A 25,971-nucleotide genomic window follows, 5' to 3' on the forward strand; every position below is an offset into this window, starting at 1 on the left:
ATTGGTCTAGGTATGCCCAGTCGTGGAGCCCTTCGTGTTGACTGTGCGCAATTCGCAGCTCCTGTAGGGCTTGTTGGAGCTGCTGCAGAACAGGCGTTAGGAGCCATTTTGGTGCAGGTTCGTGGAGACGAGGCACTTATGCTCTCGCCAACGCAATTCAAAAGTGCTCGGGCCGTACTTAGTGATGTTCGAGACATATTAAGAGCTCCTGTTCCCAGAGCTTCGTTCCTGACAGTCGGTTTAGAAAACCCAGTCAGACATCGCGAACAGCTCGCCCAAGCGACCGAAGGTTTGTCACTGCTTTTCGGCCAGAGGGCCGCGGGGTTTCACGCGGGCAGAGGGCCGTCAAGGGCAGTAGCGCTTGTACAAGCACACAAAGTGTTTAGTTTTCTTCGACTTCTCGCGGAGTCAGCACGGGTTAGACCTTACCTTGAGCGCGCTCCTCAACCCTCAGAGGAAATTCTGGATCGGAACGTGCTCGTCGATGATTTAGCAAGAAAGTTTCGGGAGGCTGATACTCCTAGTGAACGAACCGAGTTACTGAGGGCGCTGTTTCTAGTACTTCCTGAGGTACCTGCCGAAGCACCTGAGTGGTTGGACGCTTTCGATAGGTCCGTAATGGCGCCATCAGCTGAGGACATTAATCTGTTGCTGGGGACTTTGGAGCGTGCCGACCCTGTGCGCTTCCAACGTCTAAACGCCGGAGGGCATGGGTTGCCTGTTGTCGTTCGCCCGCAAGATGTTGATGCCTTACCGATTGCTCCACACCATTTACGCCGTGCTTTCGGAGATATTGCAGACCAGTTTGCTGCTGATGTTGGAAATGCCAATGGTCGGCTTGATGCGGGAACTCTAGATCTTCCTCCTGAAGGTTTCTTACTCGATTTATGCGTTCTTGGACCTGAACAGATTCGGCAAGTTTTAAGGCGACAAGTGCTGACCGCTCAAGATGTTTGGCCGTTTGTCGCCACGGCTCTCTCTCAGCAAGGCACAGAACGGCCGTTTTGGTTCATCGTTTCCTTAGTAGAGGACCAAGGGCAGTTAGTTGGCCAGATCCGCCGGGCATTTGATGTAGCGAGACGTAATCCGTTTCTCCAGCGTCAAGTATCAACAATGGAAGCTTTTGAAGCTCTACGTGGGCGTCAACTGCTTGCTCCTACCGCGGAGCTGGCGATCTTCACTAGAGCCGCATATTCAAGGTCGGAGCGCTCGCGGGAAAGCCTTGTAGCGGCTATAGAGCGAAACAGGGGAACAGAGCGGGCCGCGATCGCCGATGCCGAAGTCGCTATACGTAGAGTTGCTGACGGCGACATTCATGGAGGGCAAGCATTTGCTGCCGTTGTTGGGTCAGAGAGCTTGGAGGCTCGGCGATATTGGTCCAGATTACTTGCTGAAGCAGCAACGGATCCTGAAGATCGCAGTATGCTGGTGCAGATACTCCGACATGAAGAGCTCGCTCCTGCAAAAACTGCAGCCCGAAAGGCGCTAAGACTAGTTGACGCAATTGCCTACGGACCACAAATTGAGTTGGAGTAAACGTCTTTGCTTGACACTTTATTGATCAGTCTTATCCCCATGATATTCAGGAAGTACTAGTAATCAGTACGCCTTTAAGGTCTTCTCTTGGCTGTGGATTCAACCGATAACATCCATTCACGAGCTTTCACTTCGACCATTAGCTGAAATGGCTAACTACCCCATTTTCAGACGGGCTTCGAGGCAGGCTCCATCCATGCACAGAAGTGCACTGACAGACAGAGAAGGGACGACTCAAAAAGCACGGATACCCAGGTCCCAAGCACCTCACCCAAATACCCGCCCCCCCATTTTTTGTCACTCCAACCCAAACAACCTCCGCGCATTCCCCCGCCCAATCTTCTCCCTATCGTTCTCACTGATCAGCGCCTGATCAAACCAGTTACTCGCCGTGGCCATGCTTTCATACGGGTAATCCGCCGAAAACAGCACGCGATCGACACCGATTTCGCTGATGGAATCCAGCAGGCCCTTGGTGTGGAAGTGGCCGGCGGTGGTCAGGTAGAAGTTGTGGCTGAAGTAGTGGCTGATCGGTTTTTTCGCGTTGCCCAGGCCTTCGCCTTCGCGTTGCATGTGCAGGCGGTGTTCCAGGCGCGGCAGCATCAGCGGCAGGCCTTCGGCCAGGTGGCCGAGGATGAGGGTCAGGTTGGGGTAACGGTCGAACAGGCCACTGAGCATCAGGCGGATCGCGTGGGTGGCGGTTTCATGGGCGAAGCCCCAGGCCGAGCCGACCAGGGATGGGTAACCCTCGTAGATCCGCCGTTGGCTTGGCAGCGGTTCGCGCGGGTGCAGGTAGACCGGCACGTTGAGCGCCGCGACCCGCTCCCAGAATTCCCATACCGGCGGTTCGTCCAGGTACTGCGCGGTATCGGCGTTGCCGATGTTGGTGTAGCCGTTGATCAGTGCCCCCACCATGCCGTAATCCTTTACCGCACGTTCCAGTTCGTCCGCCGCGGCCCTGGGCGATTGCAGGGCCACCGTGGCGAAGGCCTTGAAGCGTTGCGGGTGGCGGGCGACGAACTGCTCGGTGATCTGCTCGTTGGTGCGTTGCGCGAAGGCGATGGCCTGGCGCGGATCGAGCAGCGACTGGGCGCCGGGGGAGGTGAGGGACAGGATGGCGAGGTCGATGCCATTGCGGTCCATATCGGCGATGCGCTGGTCGCTGTCCAGCAGGCGTTTTTCCACATCCGCCATATAGGCCCGGCCATTGCGCGTGGCTTCGCCGGAAGCATCCCACAGGCTGTTGTTCAGCTCGGTGCTGATGTGTTCCTCGAGTACGATTTTGCCTTTCATGCTGATGTAGCCTCTTTAAGGATAAACAGGTACGTCGCGCTTCGACTCAGCCGGGCCTAGGCCTCGGCGGTCGACAGGCTGATGTGTTTGTATTCGATGAAATCGTCGATGGCCGCGACGCCGTTCAGGCGGCCCAGGCCGGACTGGCGATAACCGCCTTCCTCGAATTCGTCGTAGACCTTGGCCCAGTCGTTGATCCACACGGTGCCGGCCTGCACCTTGCGCGCCACGCGCAGCGAGCGCTTGGTGTCGCGGGTCCAGATGGCGGCCGCCAGGCCGTATTCGCTGTCGTTGGCCAGGGCCACGGCTTCGGCTTCCGTATCGAAGACTTGCAGGGTCAGCACCGGGCCGAAGGTTTCCTTCTGCACGATATCCAGCTTCGAGTCGCTGACTTGCAGCAGGGTCGGGCGGTAGAAGGCGCCGTTGGCCAGCTCGCCTTCGGTGATGGGGCCGCCGCGCACTATGACCTTGGCACCGGCGGCAATTGCCGCTTCAACCGTTTGATCAACCCGCTGCACGTTGGCCTTGTCGATCAAGGGGCCCATGTCGCTGCGCGGGTCGGACGCCGGGCCGACCCGCACCGCTTGCAGGCGTGCCGCCAGGCGCTCGCGCAACTGCTCGGCGATGCCGCGCTGCACCAGCAGCCGCGAGCCGGTCATGCAGAACTGCCCGGCGAACACGGTCAGGGCTTTTTCCAGGAGCGGCAGGGCGGCCTCGAGGTCGGCGTCGTCGAACACCAGGTGCGGGGTCTTGCCGCCCAGCTCCAGGCCGAAGCGCTTGAGCGACTGCGCACCCACCGCGGAAATCGCGCGGCCAGTGGCGGAGGAACCGGTGAAGCTGATGACCGGCACCTGGGGCGAGGCGATCAGCCGGCGCGAGCCTTCGCCGCCGGACTCGGTGAACAGGTTGATCACCCCGCGCGGCAGGGAAGGCGCCTCGGACATGACCCTGGCCAGCAGGGCATTGGTCTGCGCGGTCTGCGCCGGCATCTTGATCACCACCGTGGCGCCGGCGGCCAGGGCCGGTGCCAGCGAGCGCACCATCAGCACCACCGGCGAGTTCCACGGCACGATGATGCCGGCCACGCCCATCGGCTCGCGCAGCACGATGGACAGCACGTCGGGGCGCGGGGTGCCGCTGTGGCCGCGTTCGGTGCGGGTTAGCGCCGCGTAGTAGCGCAGCTTGGAGGGCACCATGCTGACTTCGAAGCGGGCTTCGGGCTTGATCTTGCCGTTCTCCAGCGCCAGTTGCTCGATCAGCGTCTCGCTGTTGCGCTCGAAGGCGGCGGCCAGCTCGTCGAGGACCCGGGCGCGCAACGCGCTGTCGTCGCTCCAGCCACTGTTGAAGGCGCGCACGGCCGCAGCGATGGCCGCATCGGCCTCGGCGCCGCCGCCATCGGCGTAGTGGCCGATGACCCGGGAGGTGGCCGGGTCGATGGATTCGCGGTGTTCGGTCGAATCGACCCAGGCGCCGTCGATCCAGTGTTGGGCAAGGGTGTTTTGCATGGTCATGGCAGTGTTCTCCACATTAGCTGTAGCGACGCGCGATGTATTCGGCGGTGGCGATGGTGGTGATATTGGTGGCGACCGAAATGGCGTCCGGGAAGATCGACGCATCGACCACCCGCAGGCCCTGCACGCCGTGGACCCGGCCTTCCAGGTCGACCACGGCGCCGGGGTCGCCGGCCTGGCCCATCGGTGCGGTGGAAGTCGGGTGGTGGTAGGTGTCGAGGGTGGCCAGCATCGACTGCTCGATCTGCTGGTCGCTGGTGGCCTGGGCGCCCGGGTTCAGTTCCGAGTGGATCAGGTCCTTGAGCGGCGCGGTCTGGCCGATCTTGCGCGCCAGTTTCACCCCTTCCAGCAGGCGGGCGCGGTCCTCGGCCCGGGCCAGGAAGTTGAGATCGATCAGCGGCGCTTGCGCCGGGTCGCGGCTGGCCAGTTTCAGGCTGCCCACCGACAGTGGGCGGGTCAGGGCCACGGCGAGGACAAAACCGACCTTGGTCGGGCTCTGGTCGTGGGGGAACAGGTGGGTGGCGGTGATGTGCAGGTCGAGGTCGCCATTTTTCGCCGTGGAGCTGTGGGTCCAGAGCTTGGCGCCGATCACTGGGGACTGCTTGCCGATCAGCTCGGGGCGGGCGGCGTAGGCGTTGTAGTAGAAGGGGTGATCCTTGAGCCGCTGGCCGACGGGCAGGGCGGCGACCAGGGGGATCGACAGCGACGCCAGGTGCTCGCGCGGGCCAATGCCGGAGCGCAGCAGGATCGCCGCGCTGCCGTAGGTGCCGGCCGAGAGTATGACTTCGTTCGCATGGATGACTTCGCCGCTGGCCAGGCGCACGCCGGTGGCGCGGCGGCCGTCGAACAGCACCTTGTCCACCAGCACGTCGCCGCGGATCTGCAGGTTGCCGCGGGCCCGCACGGCATTGTCGAGGTAGGCGATGCCGGTGTTGACCCGCACGCCGTCGACGATGTTCATCGGGTAGGGACCAACACCGTTGGCGTCGGCGCCGTCGAAGTCGTCGATCACGCGGAAACCGTTGGCGACGGTGGCGTCGACGAAGGCCCGCTGCATGGGGCTGATGTCATTGCGGGTCAGCTGGTGCACCGGCAGGGGGCCGTCGTGACCGTGCAGCTGGTTGCTGCCGGTGTTGCGTTTTTCCAGCTTCTTGAACGACGGCAGCAATTCTTCATAGGACCAGCCGGGCAGGTTCCAGTTGACCAGGTCCTGCTTGCGCGCGCGGATCGCCACCGCGCCGTTGACCGCCGAGCTGCCGCCCAGCACCTTGCCGCGAATCGCATGGATCGGGTGGCCGATATAGCCGGGCAAGGTCTGGTAGCCCCAGTCGCTGCCGGCATCGCCGCCGACGCTGTCGCTGCTGGCGATGACTTTCGGGTAGTCGCGGGTGCCGTAGATGTGGCCGGCTTCGAGCAGCAGCACGTTGCGCTCGCGGCGTTCGCTCAGGCGCCGGGCCATGACCGCGCCGGCCGAACCGCCGCCGATGATCAGCACGTCCACCGGGTTGCCGGCACTGCCGTCGCGCTTGCCGTTGGCGCCTTGCGGGGCTGCCGCGAAAGCGGGGCCGGCGCCCAGCATGGAGCCGATGGCCAGGGTCGCCGAGCCGGCGACTGTCTGGGCCAGCAGTTTGCGGCGCGAAGGGTTTTCTGGTTGGTGGTGACTCATTGCTCATCTCCCATAGCAGGCGAATGCCTGTCAGATGGAAGCTGAGGCTAAGGTGCGCCCGGGTTGAGCGACAGCCACTCTAAAGTGAACCGCTCGTTCAGTATTACTTGACCAGGTAACGGGCCCCGCGCAGTCAGGTGCTGGAGCCGCTCGGCAGCAGCCCGCGAGCGATCAAAGCCGCGTCCCAGGGCGCCGGGCGACCGATTTCCTCGCCGAGAAATTGAATCAGCGCCTGGACCTTGGGCGGGGTTTTCAGGGTCTTGAGGTACACCGCCGAGATCTGCCCGCCGGACGGCGCATAGTCGTCCAGCACCGACACCAGCCTGCCGTCGAGCAGGGCGTCGGCCGCCAGGAAGGTTGGCAGGATCGCCAGTCCCAGGCCGGCCAGCGCGCCTTCGAGCAACTGGTGCCCGGAGTCGGTACGCATGCGCACCCGGACGCGGAACGAGTGCTGCGCGCCGTCCATGGGCAGGCTCCACATGCCGTTGGGTTCGCGGTTGTAGTAGACCAGCCCGTCGTGCCGCTGCAGGTCGCCGGGGTGCTCGGGAGTGCCCTGGCGCGCCAGGTAGTCGGGGCTGGCGCAGATCAGGTGGCGGTTCTCGGTCAGCGGCCGCGCCACCAGGCAAGAGTCGTGGAGGTTGCCCAGGCGGATGGCGACGTCGAAATGGCCATCCTGCAGGTTGGCCACCCGGTCATGGGCTTCCATGTCGACGCACAGTTGCGGGTATTGCAGGGCGAAGCGCGCCAGCAGCGGCGCCAGGTAGCGTGGGGTGAAGGCCATCGGCGCCGCCAGGCGCAGGGTGCCGCCGAGGCTGGCCTGGTGGTCCTGCACCGACTCTTCGGCGCGCGCCAGGTCCAGCAGGATGCGTGTGCAATCGGCGTAGAACAGCTGGCCGGCCTCGGTCAGCTTCAGCGGCCGGCCACGGGTCAGCAATACCACGCCCAGGCGCTTTTCCAGCTGCTGCATGCGTTGGCTGACCAGCGACTTGGTGGTCCCCAGGCGTCGCCCGGCTTCGGAAAAACTGGCCGCCTCGACGACCGCGACGAAGGTGCTCATGTCCGAGAATTTATTCACCGCCACTCCTGTTGCCCTGGGTTGAAGAACCTGAAAAGAACCATGCAGGTTCGCGTGCTGCTCAGGGGCGCCATGAGAAGCCAAGCGTATCGGGCAACGCAAGTGGCGAACCGGCCAGAGATGAAGTTGCCACCCGGGGCGACGGACGGGGCTGTTGCCGATGGACAGACGCCCGGGCTACCTGGCGTTGCCGAGGTTTGGCGCGGATCGCACGGTTTTCCATGGGCCGGCCACTTCGCGGCTATTCTCTAATTTCAGGTCGATGGCCTAAAAGATCCATGTCCATGCCGATGGCCTGATGTCCTGCTCGCCCGGGTAAAAACGTATTTCTCAGCCTTGCTGAGCCGTGTCGGGTGTTGCTTCGAGGACGGGCCCCTCCAGTTCGAGGGCGGTTAATGGCGCTTCACGGTGATCAGGGACGATGACAGTGAGGGCATGCATGCAGTGGCGGCCATGGATATGAGCGTCGGGTCAACGACCGGAGAAGAGGCGGCGGACTTTTTCGTGCAGACCCTGGAACAGGCCAACGATGCCGTGGTGATCATCGACGATCGCAACCAGGTGGTGTTCTTCAACGCGGCGGCCGAACGCTTCTGGGGCTGTCCACGGTGCGAAGTGCTGGGCAGTGATGTCAGCACCCTGGTGCCGATCCCCATCCGCTCGCGGAACGACGGCGAGACCGGGGTCAACAAGATCATCGGCACCAGCCGCGATGTGTGCATCACGCGCAAGGATGGCGAAGAGCGCTGGGGCGCGATGGCAATCTCGAAAATCACCCTGCAGGGGCGCATTCTCTATGCCGCCTTTTTCAAGGACGTGACCCAGACGCGGCTCAAGGATATCGAGCAGCGCTTGCTGTCGATGTCGGTCAATGCCAGTAGCTCGGCCACCTGCATCGTCGACGCCGACGGCCGGCTGATCTACATCAACGACGGGCTGGTGCGCTTGCTGGGGTATTCCCGCGAGGAATTGCTGGAGCGCTCGCCGCAGATGTTCTTCGTCACCGATACCCCGGGGCAGGCCCGGGCCGACGAGCTGCAACTGGAGAGCATCCTCAGTGGCCAGCCCCATGAAGCCTGCGGCCTGGTCAGCAAGCGCAACGGCCAGCGGCTGTGGGTGCAGGTCTGCTCGGCGCCGGTGTTCGACGCCGGCGGGCGGATCGGCAACATCGTCATCGTGTTCACCGACATCACCCGTTCCAGGCTGCCCGAAGTGCTGCAGGACAAGGTCATCGGCGCCTTGTTGCAAGAGCAGCCCGTGGAGCGCGTGTTGACCCTGCTGTGTCAGGAAATCGAGCGCCTGGCGCCGGAGGTCATCGTCTCGATCCTCGGCGTGGACCCGCAGGGGTTGCTGCACCCGTTGGCCAGTCCCGGCCTGCCGGCCGACTACTCCCAAGCCATGGAGGGGCTGCCGATCGGGCCCGCCGCCGGCTCCTGCGGCACCGCGGCCTTTCGTGGCGAGCCGGTGCTGGTCACCGATATCGAGACCGATCCGCTGTGGGCCGATTACCGTTTGCTGGCGCGGCAGGCCGGGGTGCGGGCCTGTTGGTCGATCCCGCTGCGCAACAGCGCCGGCAGGGTGCGCGCGACCTTTGCCCTGTACTTTCGCGAGAGCCGCAAGCCCGATACCACCCATGCCCATCTGATCATGACCGGGACCCACCTGTGCATGCTGGCCCTGGAGCGCGAGGAGGCGCGCCAGTCGATCCGCCACATGGCCTTGTCCGATGCCCTGACCGGCTTGCCCAATCGCAGTTCCCTGCTGGCCGAGGCCAACCGCAGCATTGCCGAGGTGGACCTGGAGCAGGGCGAACTGGCGGTGTTGTATGTCGACCTGGACCGCTTCAAACAGGTCAACGAGGCCCTGGGGCATGCCTCGGGCGACGAGCTGCTGCAGCTCATGGCGCAACGGCTGCGCAGCGTGCTGCGCGAGTCGGACATCGTCGGCCGGCTGTCGAGCGACGAGTTCGTGCTGGTGCTGCCCCGGATGAACGCCACCCGGGTCACGACCTTTCTCGAACGCCTGATGCCGACCCTGGGCGCCCCGGCCGATATTGCCGGGACCGCCGTGGTGCCTTCGGCCAGTGTCGGCGTCAGCCTGTACCCCAGCGACGGCCAGGATATGGAAAGCCTGCTGCATTGCGCCGATATCGCCATGTACCAGGCCAAGCGTACCGAGCGCGGCGGTTTCAGGTTCTTCCTCGAGGAGATGGACCAGCTCGCCCAGCAGCGCCTGCAGCTGGAGACGGCGCTGCGCCAGGCCCTGACCAGCGACGGCTTGCATCTGGTCTATCAACCGCAGATCGACTTGCACAGCAACGGCCTGGTCGGGGTCGAGGCGCTGGCGCGCTGGGAGCATCCAAGCCTGGGCACTATCCCGCCCGCGCAATTCATCGCGCTGGCCGAGGAGTGCGGGTTGATCAACTACCTCAGCCAGTGGGTGCTGTGCGAAGCCTGCGAGCAACTGGCGCGCTGGCGTCGATCGGGCATCAGGGTGCCGTCCATCTCGGTCAACCTGTCGCCGATCAACTTCCATAACCTCAACCTGGCGGCCCTGATCGCCCGCCAGTTGCAGCGTTGCGGCCTGCAGCCGGCGGACCTGTGCGTGGAGGTCACGGAGGGCGTTTTCCTGTGCAGCAGCCCGACCACCGAACAGACCCTCCAGGACCTGCATACCCTGGGCGTGCGCCTGGCCATCGATCACTTTGGCGCCGGCTATTCCAGCCTGGGCTATCTGCGGCGCTTGCCGATCAACGAGCTGAAGCTGGACCAGAGCTTCGTCGAGGAGCTGGAGCACGACGCCTCCTGCCGCGCCTTGAGCGAGGCGGTCATCGGCATCGGCAAGGGCCTGTCCCTGCGGGTGATCGCCGAGGGCATCGAACACCCCGCGCAGCGCGACATCCTGCAGGCGCGGGGCTATGACGTGGGGCAGGGCCAGCTGTTTTCCTCGCCATTGCCGGCCCGGGCGTTCGGGCAGTGGTTTGTGGGCTGGCAGAGTTAGCCGGCCGGTCGATGGGGGGGGCAGCGCCGCGCTCCAGGCGGACGCGAAGTGGACCGCGACGGGCCTGTGCACGACCCTCTCTTTTCCTTCTTTCCAAGGCCGCTGCGGGCATTGCCCGGTGCCAGGCATGGGCGTGGGCATTCAAACACTCTGTTCTTTAAGTCAAGTTGTTAGTGTGTAAGGATTTTCTGTTTTATGCCGTCGAAAACCAATTAAACCTGACGGTTTGTTAGATGTTTAGTTGTGGGTGTTTAGTGTTTCTGATTATTGGGTTTTGTAACTGTTGGCGTATTCCGTATGGGACTGATGTGATTCGGGAAAATCATTTGTCAGCGGTATTTTTGTGGGCTTTAGTGGGGAGGAAAAACACTCCAGGGACACTGCCATACCGCGTGAGTTAACTCATCGGTGGCTTAAATATAATAAAAAGGTGATCCATGACAGACTCCACAAAAGTGCCGGGTGCGTGCGACCTGACCGGCGATTTTCACAGCGAGAAAACCGCCGGCGGACTGAAAAGAACCCTGACGCCCCGGCACCTGAGCATGATCGCCATTGGCGGCAGCATCGGTACCGGGCTGTTCGTCGCCTCGGGCTCGACCATTGCCCAGTCCGGGCCGGGCGGCGCGCTGCTGGCCTTTGTGGTCATCGGCGCCATGGTGTTCTTCCTGATGACCAGCCTCGGTGAACTGGCGTCCTGCATGCCGGTCACCGGTTCGTTCTCGACTTATGCCTCGAAGTATGTCGATGAAAGTTTCGGCTTCGCCCTGGGATGGAACTACTGGTATGCCTGGGCGGTGACCATTGCGGTCGATCTGGTGGCCGCGCAGATCATCATGGCTTATTGGTTTCCGGAGGTGCCGGGGTATATCTGGAGTGCGGGTTTTCTATTGATCATCACCGCACTTAATATGGCCTCGGTGCGTTTGTTCGGTGAGTCCGAATATTGGTTCGCCCTGATTAAAGTCATCACTATCCTGCTGTTTATCACGGTGGGCATTCTGATGTTGTTCGGCATTCTCAGCGGCGGCGAAAATGCCGGCCCCAGGCTCTGGTTGATTGGCGATGCGCCGATTGTCGGCGGCCTGGGGGCCCTGGTCGGGGTGGCGATGATCGTGGGGTTTTCGTTCCAGGGCACCGAGTTCGTCGGCATCGCCGCCGGCGAGACCCGGGACCCCGGGAAAAACGTGCCGCGCGCGGTGCGGCAGATCTTCTGGCGGATCCTGCTGTTCTACGTGCTGACCATCCTGATCATCGGCCTGTTGATTCCTTACAACGACCCGAGCCTGTTGAGGAATGGGGTGTCCGATATCCGTGTCAGCCCCTTCACCCTGATCTTCGAACGGGCCGACATGCTCGGCGCGGCCGCGGTGATGAACGCGGTGATCCTGACCTCGGTGCTGTCCGCCGGGAACTCCGGCATGTACGCCTCCTCGCGGATGCTCTACAGCCTGGCCCTGGAGGGCAAGGCGCCGGCGATCTTCGCCCGTTTGAGCGCATCCGGCACCCCGCGGTGGGCGTTGCTGGCCACGGCCACGGTGGCGGCCTTGTGCTTCCTGACCTTCATCTTCAGCCCGGGGCAGATCTATAACTGGTTGCTCAACACCTCGGGCATGCTCGGTTTTATCGCCTGGCTGGGCATTGCGGTCAGCCACTATCGGTTTCGTCGCGGTTATGTGCGCCAGGGCAACGACCTGGGCAATCTGCCTTATGTGTCGCGGTTCTTTCCGTTCGGGCCGATTTTCGCCTTTGTCCTGTGCCTGTTCGTCACCCTGGGGCAGAACTATCAAGCCCTGCTCGGCGACTCGATCGATTGGGCCGGGCTGACCGCCACCTATATTGGCCTGGTGCTGTTCCTGGCGATCTGGCTGGCGCACAAAGTCATCAGTGGCTCCAGGTTCGTCCGGTTCGATGACATGAGCTTTTCGATGATTCGCAGCAAGTCCGAACGTTACCTGCCAGCGGAATCGGCTATGAATGAGAATGCGGGTCTTCCTGTGCGAATGACCCAGGTCGGAGCCAAGTGATGAGTCAGGATTTTCTCGAAAGTTATTACCAAGCCACGGTTGAAAAGACCGCTTATCCGGCGCTCGGCGGCCGGGTGGAGACCCGGGTGTGCATTCTGGGCGGCGGGCTGGCCGGGCTTTCCACGGCGCTGGGTTTGGCCGAACGCGGGGTGACCGACGTGGTGGTGCTGGAGTCCCACACCGTGGGGCACGGCGCCTCGGGGCGCAACGGCGGTTTTGTATTCGGCGGCTACTGCCTGGGCAATGCCGAGCTGCTCAAGACCCTGGGCCGGGAGGAAGCGCGGCGGCTCTACCGGCTGACCATCGACGCGGTCGAGCTGATTCGCCAGCGCGTCCGGCAATACGGCATCCAGTGCGACCTGACCGACAGGGGCGTGCTGCTGGCCAACTGGTTCAACGATCCGGCGCGCCTGGAAAAGCCTCGGCAACTGATGAAGGAGGTCTACGGCGTCGACTGGCAGTATGTGGCGCCGGGCGAGTTGCGCGAAAAGCTCAAGACCGAGCGCTATTTCGGCGCCTTGTTCGAGAGCAATGCCTTTCACTTCCACCCGCTCAAGTATGTCTATGGCGTGGCGGCGGCTGTGGCGGGGCATGGCATCGATATCCATGAGCACTCGGCGGCCCTGGCGATCGAGCAGCAGGGCGGCAAGTACCTGGTCAAGACCGCGGGCGGCGAAGTCCTGGCCGAACAGGTGGTGTTCGCCGCGGGTGGTTACGCCCGTGGGCTGTACCGGCCGGTGGAGCGGGCGACGCTGCCGATTGCCACCTATGTGGTGGCGACCGAGCCCCTGGGCGAGCGTTTGCGGGAGGCGATCAACTGCGAGTCGGCCATTTACGACACCCGCTTTGCCTTCGACTATTACCGCCCACTGGCGGACAGCCGGATTCTCTGGGGTGGGCGTATTTCCATCCTCAATCGTGGCCCGCAGGCGATCGCCGGCTTGCTCAAAGCCGACCTGATCACGGTCTACCCGCAACTGGCCGACGTCGAGATCGAGTATTCCTGGGGTGGGCTGATGAGCTACGGCCGCCAGCAGATGGCGCAGATCGGCCAGGATGACAACGGCGTGTGGCATGCCGTGGGGTTTGGCGGTCACGGCATGGCGCCGACCACGGTGGCGGGGGAAGTGCTGGCGGATGCCATCGCCAAGGCCATTCCGATTCCCCAGGGCTTTGGCCGGTTCGGCCTGGTGCCCACCTTCGGCCTGGCCGGTCTGGTCGCGGCGCAGGCGACCTATACCGCCTATCAGGCCCTGGATGCCTACGATGCCCACCGCTTGAACAAATGACCGCCGCTTTTCCCAGGCTGTACAGGTCATGGAGCAATCTCAGCGTTTTCTGGCCCAAACCCCGGAATGAACTTATGCTGGCGGGCAAATCTGCACTCATTGAAAACCCAAGGCGTGACGCGAGGACGTTCCGAGCGTCTACGACTTGAACAAGTGACGCTGCTGCAGCCCGTATTGGCTCTTGGCATATTGAAATTGGGAGATTGTGTATGGTCATCAAACCCCGCGTTCGCGGCTTTATCTGTGTGACGACCCACCCGGTCGGTTGCGAAGCCAACGTCAAGCAACAGATCGACTACGTCACCGAACAAGGCACCATCGACGCTGGGCCAAAGAACGTACTGGTGCTCGGCGCTTCCACCGGCTACGGCCTGGCCGCACGTATCACCGCCGCCTTCGGTTGCGGCGCCAACACCCTGGGTGTGTTCTTCGAGCGCGGCAGCGTTGACGGCAAGCTCGGCACCGCCGGCTGGTACAACACCGCGGCCTTCCACAAGTTCGCCGAAGAAAAAGGCCTGTACGCCAAGAGCATCAACGGCGACGCCTTCTCCGACGAAGTCAAGCGCCAGACCATCGAAACCATCAAGCGCGACCTGGGCAAGATCGACCTGGTGGTCTACAGCCTGGCCGCTCCGCGCCGTACCCACCCGAAAACCGGCGAAGTCCTGAGCTCGACCCTCAAGCCGCTGGGCAAATCGGTGACCCTGCGCGGTGTCGACACCGACAAGGAAATCGTTAAGGAAACCACCCTGCAGCCAGCCACCCAGGAAGAAATCGACGGCACCGTGGCCGTGATGGGCGGCGAAGACTGGCAGATGTGGATCGACGCGCTGCACGAAGCCGGCGTCCTGGCCGAAGGCGCTAAAACCACCGCCTTCACCTACCTGGGCGAGAAGCTGACCCACGACATCTACTGGAACGGTTCCATCGGCGAAGCCAAGAAGGACCTGGACCAGAAAGTCATCGGCATCCGCAAGGAACTGTCGGACCTGGGCGGCGACGCGCGGGTATCGGTGCTCAAGGCCGTGGTGACCCAGGCCAGCTCGGCGATCCCGATCATGCCGCTGTACCTGTCGCTGCTGTTCAAGGTCATGAAAGAGCAGGGCAGTCACGAAGGTTGCATCGAACAGGTCTACGGTCTGTACAAGGACAGCCTGTACAACCCGAACCCGATCATCGACCAGGAAGGCCGCCTGCGTGCCGACTACAAGGAACTGGAACCTGCCGTCCAGGACCGCGTGAAGCAGCTGTGGGATGAAGTCACCAGCGAAAACCTCTACCAGCTGACCGACTTCACCGGCTACAAGCAGGAATTCCTGCGCCTGTTCGGCTTCGAGATCGACGGCGTCGACTATGAAGCCGATGTCGATCCGGACGTGAAGATCGCCAACCTGATCCAGGTGTAAGCGAACTTAACGCGTCATCGCCAACGCCCCTCCCATGAGGGGCGTTGTCGTTTCTGCCCGGGCTGTGCGCTGGTTCAGGCCGGTGCCTGTCAACGTTCGACCTGGGTTGGGATCGACATCTGGCGCATCACTCGTGTTGAATGTCGGCCCATTGCCAAGGGGGAAGACCATGCAAGCCGCACCCGTGCGTATCACCGCCGAGGAGATGCTCTCCGACAACTGGTACCTGTTGAAGAAATACAGCTTCGACCTGCAGCGCCGCGACGGCAGCTGGCAGGCGCAGACCCGCGAGGTCTACGACCGCGGCAATGGCGCCACCATCCTGCTGTACAACCGCGAGCGGCGCACGGTGCTGCTGATCCGCCAGTTCCGCATGCCGACCTACGTCAACGACCACAGCGGCTACCTGATCGAGACCGCCGCCGGCCTGCTGGACAATGCCAGCCCGGAGGAGCGCATCCGCCTGGAAGCCGAAGAGGAAACCGGCTACCGCGTTGGCGCGGTGGAGAAGGTCTATGAAGCCTTCATGAGCCCCGGCTCGGTCACTGAGCGCATCCACTTTTTCATTGGCGAATACTCTCCCGACGACCGCATCGGCGACGGTGGCGGCCTGGAGGAAGAGGGCGAGGACATCGAGGTGCTGGAGCTGGGTTACCAGCAGGCGCTGGACATGGTGCGCAGCGGCGAGATCGTCGACGGCAAGACCATCATGCTCCTGCAATACCTGGAACTGCGCCTGATGCCGCCGCGTCGGCTGACGATCCTGGTGGCCGCGCCCCGGTACTCGGCAACCGACGATGCGACGGCGCTGGCGCAGCAGGTCGCCAGCCTGGATGACTGGGCCGCGCAGTTGTTCGAGGCCGGGCACAGCCCCGTGTTCGGCCAGTGGCTGGGGTTGGCGGCGGGCGGTTCGAGCGCTCTCGATGAGTTCCAGGCGCGTGCGCGACATCAGTTGCAGCGTTGCGACGCGCTGCTGCGCGTCGGCGGGGCCTGCGCCCGTGCCGATGCCCTGGTCGCCATGGGCGAGCAATTGGGCTTGCCGGTCTACCGTTCTCTGCAGGACATCCCGCGTTAGCCATTTTTTCCAGCCCCTACAACCACCAGCGCAGCAGGAAAAAGAACGCCATGCTCAGCAGCATGCTGACCAGGGTGTTGCGGGTGTAGATCACCAGCACGATGGCCACCAGCGAGCTGATCAGGTACGGGTTGTCGTAGGCCAGGTTCAGCTGGTGCTCGGGCATGAACACGATCGGCCCGCAGATCGCGGTGAGCATGCCCGGTACGGCGAAACCGAGGAACTGCCGGGCGTTGCTGCTCAGGCGTACCGGCAGGCGCGGTTCGAGAAACACATAGCGGTTGAGAAATACCAGCAAGCCCATGCCGAAAATCACTGCCCAGACCATCATGTGCGCTCCCGGTAGAACTTGTTGCAGAGAAAACCCGCGGTCATGCCCAGCAGGCCCGACAGCACCAGGGCCGAGCCCCATTGCCAGTAACTGAACAGCACCGAGCAGAACAGCGACACGGCCACGCAGACCACGGTCGGCACGTTGCGCACCAGCGGCGTGATCAGGGCGATAAAGGTCGCGGCGATGGAGAAGTCCAGGCCCAGGTGTTCGAGCCCGGGAATGGCGCGTCCGAGGACGATGCCGGCCAGGGTGAACAGGTTCCAGGCGATGTAGAAGGTCAGGCCCACGCCGAGGGCGTACCAGCGGTCGAACTGCTGCTTGTCGTGCTGGCTGGTCAGGGCGAACAACTCATCGGTGAGCAGGAACCCCAGGCCGACCCGCCAGCGCCCCGGCAGCGGCGCAATCACCGAACGCATGCTCATGCCGTACAGCAGGTGCTGGGAGGTCAGCAGCAGGGTGGTGAGCAGGATCGAGAAAATCCCCGCGCCGCCCTTGAGCATGCCGATCGCCACCAGTTGCGCGGCGCCGGCGAAGACGATGCTCGACAAGCCTTGGCCTTGCAGGGGCGTGAGATTGGCCTCGATGGCCATGGAACCCGCCAGCAGCCCCCAGGGCGCGGTGGCCAGGGACAGCGGCAGGATGGCAACGGCGCCGCGCAGGAACGCGGTGCGGGGAAGAAGAACGCTGGACATGACAGCCTGCAATCAAGGAACGGGAACCGACTGTGCCAGCCCGCGACGGAAATGGCTTGAACGATCTTGCGCACTTGGCGCCGATGGTCGTTATTTCGTTCACCCCGCAGATGCTTCTGTAGGAGCGGCCGGTCGACGCTCGATTGCCGGCGATTGGGGTAACGCGGTGTGCCTGATACGACGCTTCGCTCCTACAGAGGCTAGTATTCACCGCGAGTCCATGACCGGTTCGTAATCTGTCGGCCATGGCGCCAACCCGATCTGTCTGCTACAACGCTTCGCTAGTATCGACTGGCTTCTTCCCTGGAGAAGCCGGCCTGTCATCTTCCTGCAACAGCCCCGTGCCAAGAAGAGTGTCTGGCCGCTACCGGCCAGGTCACTACGGGGCCGTTCATTCACTGCCCCATCCCAAGGAGAGGGTCTATGAGAAAACTGTTCGCAACCGCGGCACTGGCCGCGCTGATGATCTGCACCGTCGGGGTCAGCCAGGCACGAGAGGCGCGACAGCAGCGCGACTCGGTCGCCGGGGTGTTCGACTACTACCTGCTGTCGCTGTCCTGGTCGCCGACCTTTTGCCTGACCCATCCGGAAAACGAGCAGTGCTCCGGCAAGGGCTACGGTTTTGTCCTGCATGGCCTGTGGCCGCAATACGCCAAGGGCGGCTGGCCGCAGTCCTGCCCGCCCTTGACGCAGCTGAACGCCGAAGAGCGGGCCAAGGGCCTGACCCTGTTTCCCACCGCCAAGCTGATGGAGCACGAATGGAGCAAGCACGGCACCTGCAGCGGACTGGGCGCCATGGGCTACCTGGAGACCTCCGACCAGGCCCTGGGCAAGGTGAAGATTCCCGAGGTGCTGGAACCTTCGACCACCGTGCATTACTTCGAGGCCCGGGAGATCGAGCAGTTGTTCCGCCAAGCCAACCCGGGCATTCCGGAGAAGGGCGTAGCGGTGTTGTGCAGCGGCCCGGAACTCTCCGAAGTGCGGGTCTGCCTGGACAAGAACCTGGGGTTCGGCGCCTGTGGCAAGGGCGTGCGCACCCAGTGCCGCCAAGGCGATATCCGCATACCGCCGATTCGCTGACCGGCGAGCGGCCTGGGGGAGGCGGCATAGGCTAGCCTGAGCATCTATGGTTGCAAGACGCCCGTCTTCGTCCAAGGAGCCCATGATGCTGCATATCCGCACCCCCCTGATCCTGCATCCCGGGTTGTCCACGGCCACCCGGCGCATCTGGCTCAAACTGGAAAACCTGCAGCCCGGCGGCTCGTTCAAGATGCGCGGCCTGGGCCTGCTCTGTACCCAGGCGGCGCGGCAGGGCAAGCGCCGCGTGGTCTGTCCGTCCGGCGGCAATGCCGGGCTGGCCACGGCGATGGCGGCGGCCAGCCTTGGCCTGCAAGCCTGCATCGTGGTGCCGCAGACCACCGCGCAAACCACCCGCGAACGCATCGCCCGGACCGGCGCCGAGGTGCTGGTGCATGGCCAGGTCTGGGATGAAGCCAACGAGCGCGCGCTGCAACTGAGCAGCGCTGCCGACAGCGAATACGTGCCGGCCTTCGACCACCCGGTGCTGTGGCAAGGGCACAGCAGCATGGTCGATGAAATCCTCGAAGACTGTCCGCAGGTCGACACGATAGTGGCGTCGGTGGGTGGCGGAGGCTTGTTGGCCGGCATCCTCACCGGCCTGCTGCACCACCAGCGCCAGGACTGCCGGATCATCACCTGCGAAACCACCGGCAGCGCTTCCTTTGCTGCGGGGCTGGCGGCCGGGCATCCGGTCAAACTGGCGAAGATCGACACCGTCGCCAGTTCCCTCGGCGCGGCCCAGGTGGCGGCCTGGCCGTTGCAGCAGATCCAGGGTTTTCCCTATCAGTCGCTGGTGTTGTCGGATGCCGAGGCGATCCTCGGCGTGGTGCGTTATGCCGACGATCTGCGGCAATTGGTGGAGCCGGCCTGCGGCGTCTCGCTGGCGGTGGCCTACCTCGATCACCCGGCCATCGCCGCGGCGCGGGACGTGGTGATCGTGGTGTGCGGCGGCGTCAGCATCAGCGCCCGCCAGGTGGCGGACTGGGGCGCTTCGCTGCCGGGCTGAAAGCGCCTGGTGTATGCTGGCCGACCTGTTGTACCTGTGGTTTTACGGAGGGTTCGGATGGACGCCACCACATTGTTTTTGTACGTCGTCACCGTCAGCGCGGTGATGATGACCCCGGGGCCGTCGATGCTGCTGGCTCTCAATAACGGTGCCACCCATGGCATGCGCATCGCCGGTTGCGGCATGGCTGGCGCGATGCTGTCCGACCTGCTGCTGATCGGTGCGGTGGGCTGCGGCCTGGGGGCGTTGCTGCAAGCCTCCGAGCAGCTGTTTTCCATCGTCAAGTGGGGCGGCGCGGCGTACCTGTTGTACCTGGCGTGGGTGCTGTGGAAGGCGCCGACAACGGCGCTGGCCGCGCAGAGCAGCGGCGCTGCCAGCAGCGGGCGCGGGGCATTCATGCGCTCATTGCTGGTGGGGTTGTCGAACCCCAAGGGGTTGCTGTTTTTCTCGGCCTTCCTGCCGCAGTTCGTGCGCCCCGACCAGCCGGTGGCGCAGCAGTACCTGATCCTGGCGCTGGTCAGCACGGCGATCAATTGCGTGATGATGGCGACCTACGCCTTTGGCGGGCGCTATGCCATGCGCACCTTCTCCGCGCGGGCGATGCTGTGGATCAACCGCAGCTGCGCTGGCATGCTCGCGGTGCTGGCGCTGGGCCTGAGCCTGTATCGGCGCAGCGATATCCGCTGAGTCTGCATTAGTCTGACCTGCCGGCGCGCTGCGCCTATCGCCAGCAAGCTGGCTCCTACAGGCGTTGCGGCGAGCGCGGACTCGCGGCAGGCGCCGATCCTGTAGGAGCGCAGCTTGCTCGCGAGGCGGTGTGTCAGGCACACCGCGTTGTCCCGGCGTGACCTTTCTGAAACAGCCTCTAGAACCTCAAGGTCGCGCCGCTGGTCAGCCAGCGGTCGCGGCCTTCGTTCAACTGGCCACCGAGCACCAGGTCGAGGTCCAGGTTCGCCCCCAGGTGCAGCCGTGGCCCGGCTTGCCAGGCCTGCTCGCCGCCGCGCTGGCCGTAACGCTCGGCGACCAGGGTCAGGCGTTCGCCCAGGTCGTATTCGAAGCCGCCGCCCCAGGTCCAGTGGTGGTTCTGCTGGCCGTCATCATAGGCGTGGGCCCAGCCGGCGTTGAGGTTCAGGCGCAGGCTGTCCAGGGGCTGATAAGTCAGGGGCAGACTGATGTCGCCACCGTCGAACGAGTGGTTGCGGTTGAGGGCGAAATGCGCGGACGTCGCCAGCGCCAGCTGCAGGCCCAGGTCTTCGCGGTTCCACAGTTGCGCCTTGAGTTGCGGGCTCAGCTGGGTTTCGCCGTGGCCGTCCTCACGGTTGCGCTCGATGGCGGCACCCACCTGCAGCCAGGGCAGGCCGGCGAAGGTGCAGGCCGGGGAGATCACCGCGCCATGGTTGGAACCCTGGTGACGCAGGCTCTGGTACCAGATATCCAGGTTGCATTCTCCCGGGGCGTTGATCGCGCCGTCGTCCACCACATAGGCGCCGCCCGCGGCGTTGGCCTTGGCGACCAGGGTCAGCAGGCCGATCAGGCTCAGGGTGATGGTGATGAACATCAGGTTGCGCCGCAGCATGCGCCGTTTCGCCGGGGGCAGGTCGCGGGTGAGGCTGGCGAAGCGGTTGTGGCGCGAAGGGCTGTATTTGGACATGTCAGTTCTCGCTAAGGCATGGGCAGCGGCCGCGCTGTGTGGGCCGCTGCGTGGTCGAGTGGGGAAAAGGGTCATTGCCAGTCGCTCACTGACAGGGTCTGGATGCCCGCGGCCCTGGCCAGGGCCACCAGCTCTTCGGTGTCGTCGCCGCCGGGCAGGGCGATCACCATGTCGGGCCGGCTGTCGCGCAACATGAAGGCGTTGCGCAGGCGTTCGGCGAGCTTGCCGTGCAGTTGCCAGTTGGCCGGGTAACGCACGATGTCGGCGCCGATTTCCCGGCCCCAGTCTTCTATTTCTGCGCCGAGGAACTGGTTGCCGCCGTGGATCAGCACCTGCACTTCATGCAGGCGCTGAAAGGCGTCGAGCACCCGCCGGCACAGCTGGACGTCGGCGCAGTGGCGCCCGGCGCAGATCAGGACACGCATCGTGCGGTCTCCTGCGCCGTCGGCTGGATGCTCAACGGGTTGTCCAGCAGCATTTCGCCCAGTTCGGCGTTATCCAGGTCGCGCTCGCCGGCCCGCTCCAGCGCCGGATAGGCCAGGGCCGCGATGTGGTGGTGCACGCGCCGGTAGTCGCGCAGCACCCGCTGGAAAATGTCGCCGGACTCGGCCCAGGCCGTGCGGTCTTCGCGCAGGCTGCGAAAGTGCTCGCGGCTGGCGTCGGCTTCCAGCCGCCTGACCAGTTCCTTGCGGTTCACCAGTTGGTGGGCGTTGGCCAGGTCTTCGCGCAGGAACACGGTGATCGCCAGGCTCAGGCTGTCGACCACGGCCTGGTGCAAGGGCTCGATGCAGTCCAGCTCGAACACCGAGAACTGCTCGCCGCGCCGCAGCCGGCGCGCCGCCAGTTGGGTCAGGCTGCTGGAGAGGATGTCGCCGGCGTGTTCCAGGTTGATCACGAACAGCAGGATTTCCTGGGCACGGTCGGCGTCCTGGTCGCTGATGCCGTCCTGGCCGATGTCCGCCAGGTAGGCGCGGATCGCGGCGCTGAGCAGGTCCAGCGACTGGTCGATGCGGCGCACCTCATCGGCACCGGCCGGGGTCGAGGCCTGGAACAGGCGCAGCACCCGGTCGAGCATCAGCGACAGCATGTCGGCCAGGCGCAGGGCCTCGCGGGCGGCGTTGGACAGGCCGATATTGGCCACCGCCAGGCCGGCTTCGTCCAGGTAGTGCGGCATGCCTGGGTCGACGTCGCGCGGCGGCTCCGGCAGCAGGCGGCTGAGCAGCGTCGCCATGGGCCCGGTCAGGCCGATGAACAGCAGGGCCAGCACCAGGTTGAACAGGCTGTGCAGGTACACCACTTGCAGGCTGGCATCGAGGGCGGCGACCGGCGCGCTCTGGGCGATCCAGGGCAGGCACGGCAGCAGCACGGCGACACCGCACAGGCGCACCAGCAGATTGCCCAGGGGCAGGCGCCGGGCGACGCTGGAATCGGCGTTGAACAGCGACGGCAGGGCGCCGCCGATATTGATCCCCAGCACCAGGGCCATGGCGGTCACCGACGACAGCAGCCCGGTGGCGGCCAGGGACGCCACCAGCAGCACCACGGCGACGCTGGAATGGCACAGCCAGGTCAGCAGCGCCGCCGCCAGCAGGGCGATCAGCAGGTCGCCGTCGAGGCCACGCATCAGCGCGGCGAACACCGGCGTGCCTTCCACTTCGCCCAGGGTGCCGCCGAGCATGCGCAGGGCCAGCAGCATCAGCCCCAGGCCGATCAGCGCGCAGCCGAGGCTTTCAAAACGCGAGTCGTCGCGCAGGCGGAACACGATAAAGCCCGCCAGCAGCACCAGCGGCGTGAGGATCGAGATATCGACGCTGAGCAGTTGCACCACCAGGGTCGAGCCGATATTGGCCCCGAGCATCACCGCCAGCGCGGGGGCCAGGCCCAGGGTGCCGGTGGCGGTAAAGGAGCTGGCCATCAGGCTCACCGCGGTGCTGCTTTGCAGGACCCCGGTGATGGCGATGCCGGACAGCAGGGCCATCCAGCGGTTGTTCAGGTGCTGCCCCAGCCACTGGCGCAGCTGGGTGCCGAAGCCGCGCAGCAGCGCCGAGGAAATCATCTGGGTGCCCCACAGCAGCAGGGCGATGGAGCCAGCGAGGTTGATCAGCAGAGTAGTTCCCGACATGAGGACTCTCCCTTGTGTGTTTCATGGCTTGGCGGATCGCAGCAGGCGGATGCAGCGGCGATGAAGGGCGCTGGCAAAGCCCAGCAGCAGGCGGATCTCGACCCCGCTCAGCAGGCCCCGGGCATATAGCCGCACGCTGGCCTTGGTCAGTAGGGTGGCGATCCGCTCCAGGACGATCACCAGCAGCGCGCGCAAGGCGCGTTCGGCCGATGACAGCAGCTCGATGATCGGTTTCATTCTGGGTGCTCCACTTGGGCGGGGCCCGGTGTTTGCGATACCTGGATGGGCGGTGCCTGGGGTAGCGCCGCCTTGCGGCTATCGCGAGCAAGCTCGCTCCTACAAGGGGGGGTGTTCTGTAGGAGCGAGCTTGCTCGCGATGGCAGCAAAGCGGACCGTCAGGCCCTCAGAACCATTGCTTGAAGCGACGGATATAGAGGGTCTTCATGGTCTGGGCGACGACGCAGTAGCACAGCAGGGTGCCGACCAGCCAAGGGAAGTATTCCCACGGCAGCGGTACCAGGCCGACCATTGCACCCAGCGGCGAGAACGGCACGTAGATACCCAGGGCCATCACCAGGCCGGTCATCAGCATCACCGGCAGCGCCGCGGTGCTCTGGATGAACGGGATCTTCTGGGTCCGCAGCATGTGCACCACCAGGGTCTGCGAGAGCAGGCCTTCGATGAACCAGCCGGACTGGAACAGGGCGGCCATTTCCACGCTGTTGGCGGCGAACACGAACCACATCAGGGCGTAGGTGGTGATGTCGAAGATCGACGAGGTCGGCCCGATCCACAGCATGAAGCGCCCGATGTTCTTGGCGTCCCACTTGCGCGGCTTGCGCAGGAATTCCTTGTCCATCTTGTCCCACGGCAGCGACAGCTGGGAGATGTCGTACATCAGGTTCTGCAGCAGCAGGTGGATCGCCAGCATCGGCAGGAACGGAATGAACGCACTGGCCACCAGCACCGAGAACACGTTGCCGAAGTTGGAACTGGCGGTCATGTTCAGGTACTTCATGATGTTGCCGAAGGTCTCGCGGCCCTTGATCACACCTTCTTCGAGCACCATCAGGCTCTTTTCCAGGAGGATGATGTCCGCCGATTCCTTGGCGATGTCAGTGCCGCTGTCCACCGAGATACCGACGTCGGCGTCGCGCAGCGCCGGGGCGTCGTTGATGCCGTCGCCGAGGAAGCCCACGGTGTGCCCGTTGGCCTGCAGGGCCTTGAGCACCCGGGATTTCTGCAGCGGGGTGAGCTTGGCGAATACCGTGCGCTCTTCCACCAGGCGCGCGAGTACCGCGTCGTCCATGTGCTCGATATCCCGTCCGAGCAGCGGCTGGCCGACTTCCAGGCCGACCTCGCGGCAGATCTTCGCGGTGACGATCGGGTTGTCGCCGGTCAGCACCTTCACCGTCACGCCGTTCTCGCGCAGCGCGGCGATGGCCGGGCCGGCGGTCTCCTTGGGCGGATCGAGGAAGGTCAGGAAGCCTTCGATGATCAACTCGCGCTCGTCGCTGGCGCTGTATTGCTGGCGGGTCTGCCCCGGCGCCAGGTCACGGGTGCCGACCAGCAGCACGCGGAAACCGTCGCGGTTGTATTCCTCGGCCAGCTCCAGCAGCGCCGCCCGGCGCCCGGCGTCGAGGGCCACGGTGACGCCGTCCTGGCGCACCCGGGTGGCGGTGTCGAGCATTTCCTCGACCGCGCCCTTGCACACCAGCAGGTGATGGCCGCTGGCGTCGGCGAGGATCACCGAGAGGCGTCGGCGGACGAAATCGAACGGCAGTTCATCGACCTTGCTCCAGGCATCGGGCGCGCTGAACTTCGGGTTGTTTTCGGCGTAGCTCACCACCGCGCGGTCCATCAGGTTCTTCATGCCGCTCTGGTGATAGCTGTTGAGCCAGGCCAGTTGCAGCACCTGGTCGCAGCGGCTGCCGCTGATATCGACGTGGTGCTCGAGGATGATCCGGTCCTGGGTCAGGGTGCCGGTCTTGTCGGTGCACAGCACGTCCATGGCGCCGAAGTTCTGGATCGCGTTGAGGCGCTTGACCACCACCTTGCGCTTGGCCATGGCCGCGGCACCCTTGGCCAGGTTGGCGCTGACGATCATCGGCAGCATTTCCGGGGTCAGGCCGACGGCCACCGCCAGGGCGAACATGAAGGCTTCGGCCCAGTCACCCTTGGTGAAGCCGTTGATCAGCAGCACTACCGGCACCATCACCAGCATGAAGCGGATCAGCAGCCAGCTGACGCTGTTCACCCCGCGGTCGAAGGCGGTCTGGGTCCGCGAGCCGACGATGGAGCGTGCCAGGGAGCCGAAGTAGGTGCGCGCGCCGGTGGCCACTACCACCGCGGTGGCGGTACCGCTGACCACGTTGGTGCCCATGAAGCAGATGTTCGGCAGATCGAGCAGGTCCTGCTGGTCAGCCGCCGCTGTGCGATGGGCGGATTTCTCCTGCACCGCGCCCAGGGTGTCGTACTTCTCCACCGGCAGCGCCTCGCCGGTCAGCACCGCCTGGCTGATGAACAGGTCGCGGGATTCGATCAGGCGGATATCGGCGGGGATCATGTCGCCGGCCGACAGCTGCACGATGTCGCCGACCACCAGGTCGCGCATCGGCACTTCGCGCAGCGCGGCTTTCATGCCCATCTGCTCGCGCCGCAGCACGGTGGCGGTGGTCCGCACCATGGCTTTGAGCGCCTCGGCGGCCTTGGCCGAACGGTATTCCTGCCAGAAACGCATCAGGCCGCTGGCCAGGACCATGACCAGGACGATGATCACCCCGGTCAGGTCGGTTTCCTCGCCGGCTTGCAGGGGCAGCCAGAAGTCGGTGAAGAAGCTGATGGCGGTCAGCGTCATCAGCACATAGATGAACGGGTTGTTGAAGGCTTGCAGCAATTGCACCAGGGCATGAGGCGGCCGGTCGTGGGCCACTTCGTTGAAGCCGTCGCGCTGCAGGCGGCCTTCGGCGTCGAGCTCGGTCAGGCCGTTGGCGTTCGACTTGACGTTGTCCAGGGTCACGCCAAGGCTGTTCTGCGCTTCGCGGGCGGCGCGCATCGACAGCCGGGTGTCGTCGCGGGTGGAGTTTTGCGAGGAGGAGGTGCGGGTTTTTACCGTAGTCATTACGTGTGCTCCTGCCGCAGGCTTGCGGCACGACACACAGACCACTCACCTATTCAAAGACGAGCGAACGTATGTCGAGCCGCAAGT

Annotated in this window: 20 protein-coding genes; 9 read left to right on the plus strand and 11 right to left on the minus strand. The window is 64.3% G+C overall.

Going from position 1 to position 25,971, the window contains the following annotated elements; translation table 11 throughout:
* The first annotated feature begins 474 nt into the window (after positions 1 to 474).
* Positions 475 to 1,536 carry a hypothetical protein gene (locus AC07PQ_RS07975; RefSeq protein WP_493184925.1) on the plus strand — a complete coding sequence of 354 codons (1,062 nt, stop codon included), beginning with the start codon at positions 475 to 477 and terminating at the stop codon, positions 1,534 to 1,536.
* Positions 1,537 to 1,833: 297 nt separating this feature from the next.
* Here AC07PQ_RS07975 and AC07PQ_RS07980 read toward each other — a convergent pair whose 3' ends face one another.
* The 4 genes from AC07PQ_RS07980 to AC07PQ_RS07995 all read right to left on the minus strand — a co-directional run bounded on the left by AC07PQ_RS07980 (position 1,834) and on the right by AC07PQ_RS07995 (position 7,081).
* Entirely contained in the window at positions 1,834 to 2,829 is a 996-nt protein-coding gene (locus AC07PQ_RS07980) for an amidohydrolase family protein (protein WP_493184924.1), read from the minus strand.
* Positions 2,830 to 2,885: 56 nt separating this feature from the next.
* Positions 2,886 to 4,334, minus strand: coding sequence for an aldehyde dehydrogenase family protein (locus tag AC07PQ_RS07985; protein WP_493185315.1), 1,449 nt, complete (start codon positions 4,332 to 4,334; stop codon positions 2,886 to 2,888).
* Between the two features lie 22 nt (positions 4,335 to 4,356).
* Complete coding sequence (locus AC07PQ_RS07990) at positions 4,357 to 6,006, minus strand: GMC family oxidoreductase (protein ID WP_493184923.1); 1,650 nt, start codon at positions 6,004 to 6,006, stop codon at positions 4,357 to 4,359.
* A 133-nt stretch (positions 6,007 to 6,139) separates the two neighbouring features.
* Complete coding sequence (locus tag AC07PQ_RS07995) at positions 6,140 to 7,081, minus strand: LysR family transcriptional regulator (protein ID WP_493184922.1); 942 nt, start codon at positions 7,079 to 7,081, stop codon at positions 6,140 to 6,142.
* 408 nt (positions 7,082 to 7,489) lie between these two features.
* Here AC07PQ_RS07995 and AC07PQ_RS08000 point away from each other — a divergent pair, with 408 nt between their 5' ends.
* From AC07PQ_RS08000 to nudK, 5 genes are all read left to right on the plus strand, one after another.
* Positions 7,490 to 10,081, plus strand: coding sequence for an EAL domain-containing protein (locus tag AC07PQ_RS08000; protein ID WP_493184921.1), 2,592 nt, complete (start codon positions 7,490 to 7,492; stop codon positions 10,079 to 10,081).
* Positions 10,082 to 10,518: 437 nt separating this feature from the next.
* Positions 10,519 to 12,108, plus strand: a complete 1,590-nt coding sequence (locus tag AC07PQ_RS08005) for an amino acid permease (RefSeq protein ID WP_493184920.1) — start codon at positions 10,519 to 10,521, stop codon at positions 12,106 to 12,108.
* The gene (locus AC07PQ_RS08010) at positions 12,108 to 13,397 is read left to right on the plus strand and encodes an NAD(P)/FAD-dependent oxidoreductase (RefSeq protein ID WP_493184919.1); all 1,290 of its coding nucleotides are present in this window, start codon (positions 12,108 to 12,110) and stop codon (positions 13,395 to 13,397) included. Before AC07PQ_RS08005 ends, AC07PQ_RS08010 begins: the two co-directional genes overlap by 1 nt.
* Positions 13,398 to 13,606: 209 nt before the next feature.
* Positions 13,607 to 14,803: an enoyl-ACP reductase FabV gene (gene fabV, locus AC07PQ_RS08015; protein WP_007921004.1), complete on the plus strand. Its 1,197-nt coding sequence runs from the start codon at positions 13,607 to 13,609 to the stop codon at positions 14,801 to 14,803.
* Positions 14,804 to 14,972: 169 nt separating this feature from the next.
* Positions 14,973 to 15,878, plus strand: coding sequence for a GDP-mannose pyrophosphatase NudK (nudK, locus tag AC07PQ_RS08020; RefSeq protein ID WP_493184918.1), 906 nt, complete (start codon positions 14,973 to 14,975; stop codon positions 15,876 to 15,878).
* Positions 15,879 to 15,894: 16 nt separating this feature from the next.
* Here nudK and AC07PQ_RS08025 read toward each other — a convergent pair whose 3' ends face one another.
* Entirely contained in the window at positions 15,895 to 16,206 is a 312-nt protein-coding gene (locus AC07PQ_RS08025) for an AzlD domain-containing protein (protein WP_009043562.1), read from the minus strand.
* Complete coding sequence (locus AC07PQ_RS08030; protein ID WP_007920998.1) at positions 16,206 to 16,904, minus strand: AzlC family ABC transporter permease; 699 nt, start codon at positions 16,902 to 16,904, stop codon at positions 16,206 to 16,208. Before AC07PQ_RS08030 ends, AC07PQ_RS08025 begins: the two co-directional genes overlap by 1 nt.
* 423 nt (positions 16,905 to 17,327) lie before the next feature.
* On the opposite strand from AC07PQ_RS08030, the gene AC07PQ_RS08035 reads away from it, so the two are divergent.
* From AC07PQ_RS08035 to AC07PQ_RS08045, 3 genes are all read left to right on the plus strand, one after another.
* Complete coding sequence (locus AC07PQ_RS08035) at positions 17,328 to 17,984, plus strand: ribonuclease T2 family protein (RefSeq protein ID WP_009043564.1); 657 nt, start codon at positions 17,328 to 17,330, stop codon at positions 17,982 to 17,984.
* Between the two features lie 85 nt (positions 17,985 to 18,069).
* Positions 18,070 to 18,990 carry a pyridoxal-phosphate dependent enzyme gene (locus AC07PQ_RS08040; RefSeq protein WP_007920994.1) on the plus strand — a complete coding sequence of 307 codons (921 nt, stop codon included), beginning with the start codon at positions 18,070 to 18,072 and terminating at the stop codon, positions 18,988 to 18,990.
* Between the two features lie 57 nt (positions 18,991 to 19,047).
* Entirely contained in the window at positions 19,048 to 19,677 is a 630-nt protein-coding gene (locus AC07PQ_RS08045; RefSeq protein ID WP_007920992.1) for a LysE family translocator, read from the plus strand.
* Between the two features lie 178 nt (positions 19,678 to 19,855).
* Here AC07PQ_RS08045 and AC07PQ_RS08050 read toward each other — a convergent pair whose 3' ends face one another.
* The 5 genes from AC07PQ_RS08050 to mgtA form a co-directional block, all read right to left on the minus strand.
* Positions 19,856 to 20,641, minus strand: coding sequence for a PA4824 family protein (locus AC07PQ_RS08050; protein WP_493184917.1), 786 nt, complete (start codon positions 20,639 to 20,641; stop codon positions 19,856 to 19,858).
* Positions 20,642 to 20,712: 71 nt separating this feature from the next.
* Positions 20,713 to 21,066 carry a DUF2493 domain-containing protein gene (locus AC07PQ_RS08055; RefSeq protein ID WP_274306634.1) on the minus strand — a complete coding sequence of 118 codons (354 nt, stop codon included), beginning with the start codon at positions 21,064 to 21,066 and terminating at the stop codon, positions 20,713 to 20,715.
* The gene (locus AC07PQ_RS08060; RefSeq protein WP_492570127.1) at positions 21,054 to 22,763 is read right to left on the minus strand and encodes a Na/Pi cotransporter family protein; all 1,710 of its coding nucleotides are present in this window, start codon (positions 22,761 to 22,763) and stop codon (positions 21,054 to 21,056) included. The genes AC07PQ_RS08055 and AC07PQ_RS08060 overlap by 13 nt, the downstream gene beginning before the upstream one ends.
* A 21-nt stretch (positions 22,764 to 22,784) precedes the next feature.
* On the minus strand, positions 22,785 to 23,000 hold the full coding sequence (locus AC07PQ_RS08065) for a hypothetical protein (protein WP_007920984.1): 216 nt from the start codon (positions 22,998 to 23,000) through the stop codon (positions 22,785 to 22,787).
* A 166-nt stretch (positions 23,001 to 23,166) separates the two neighbouring features.
* Positions 23,167 to 25,884, minus strand: coding sequence for a magnesium-translocating P-type ATPase (mgtA, locus tag AC07PQ_RS08070; RefSeq protein WP_102679379.1), 2,718 nt, complete (start codon positions 25,882 to 25,884; stop codon positions 23,167 to 23,169).
* Positions 25,885 to 25,971: the final 87 nt, after the last annotated feature.

Source organism: Pseudomonas sp. GW821-FHT09E12, assembly GCF_059416085.1.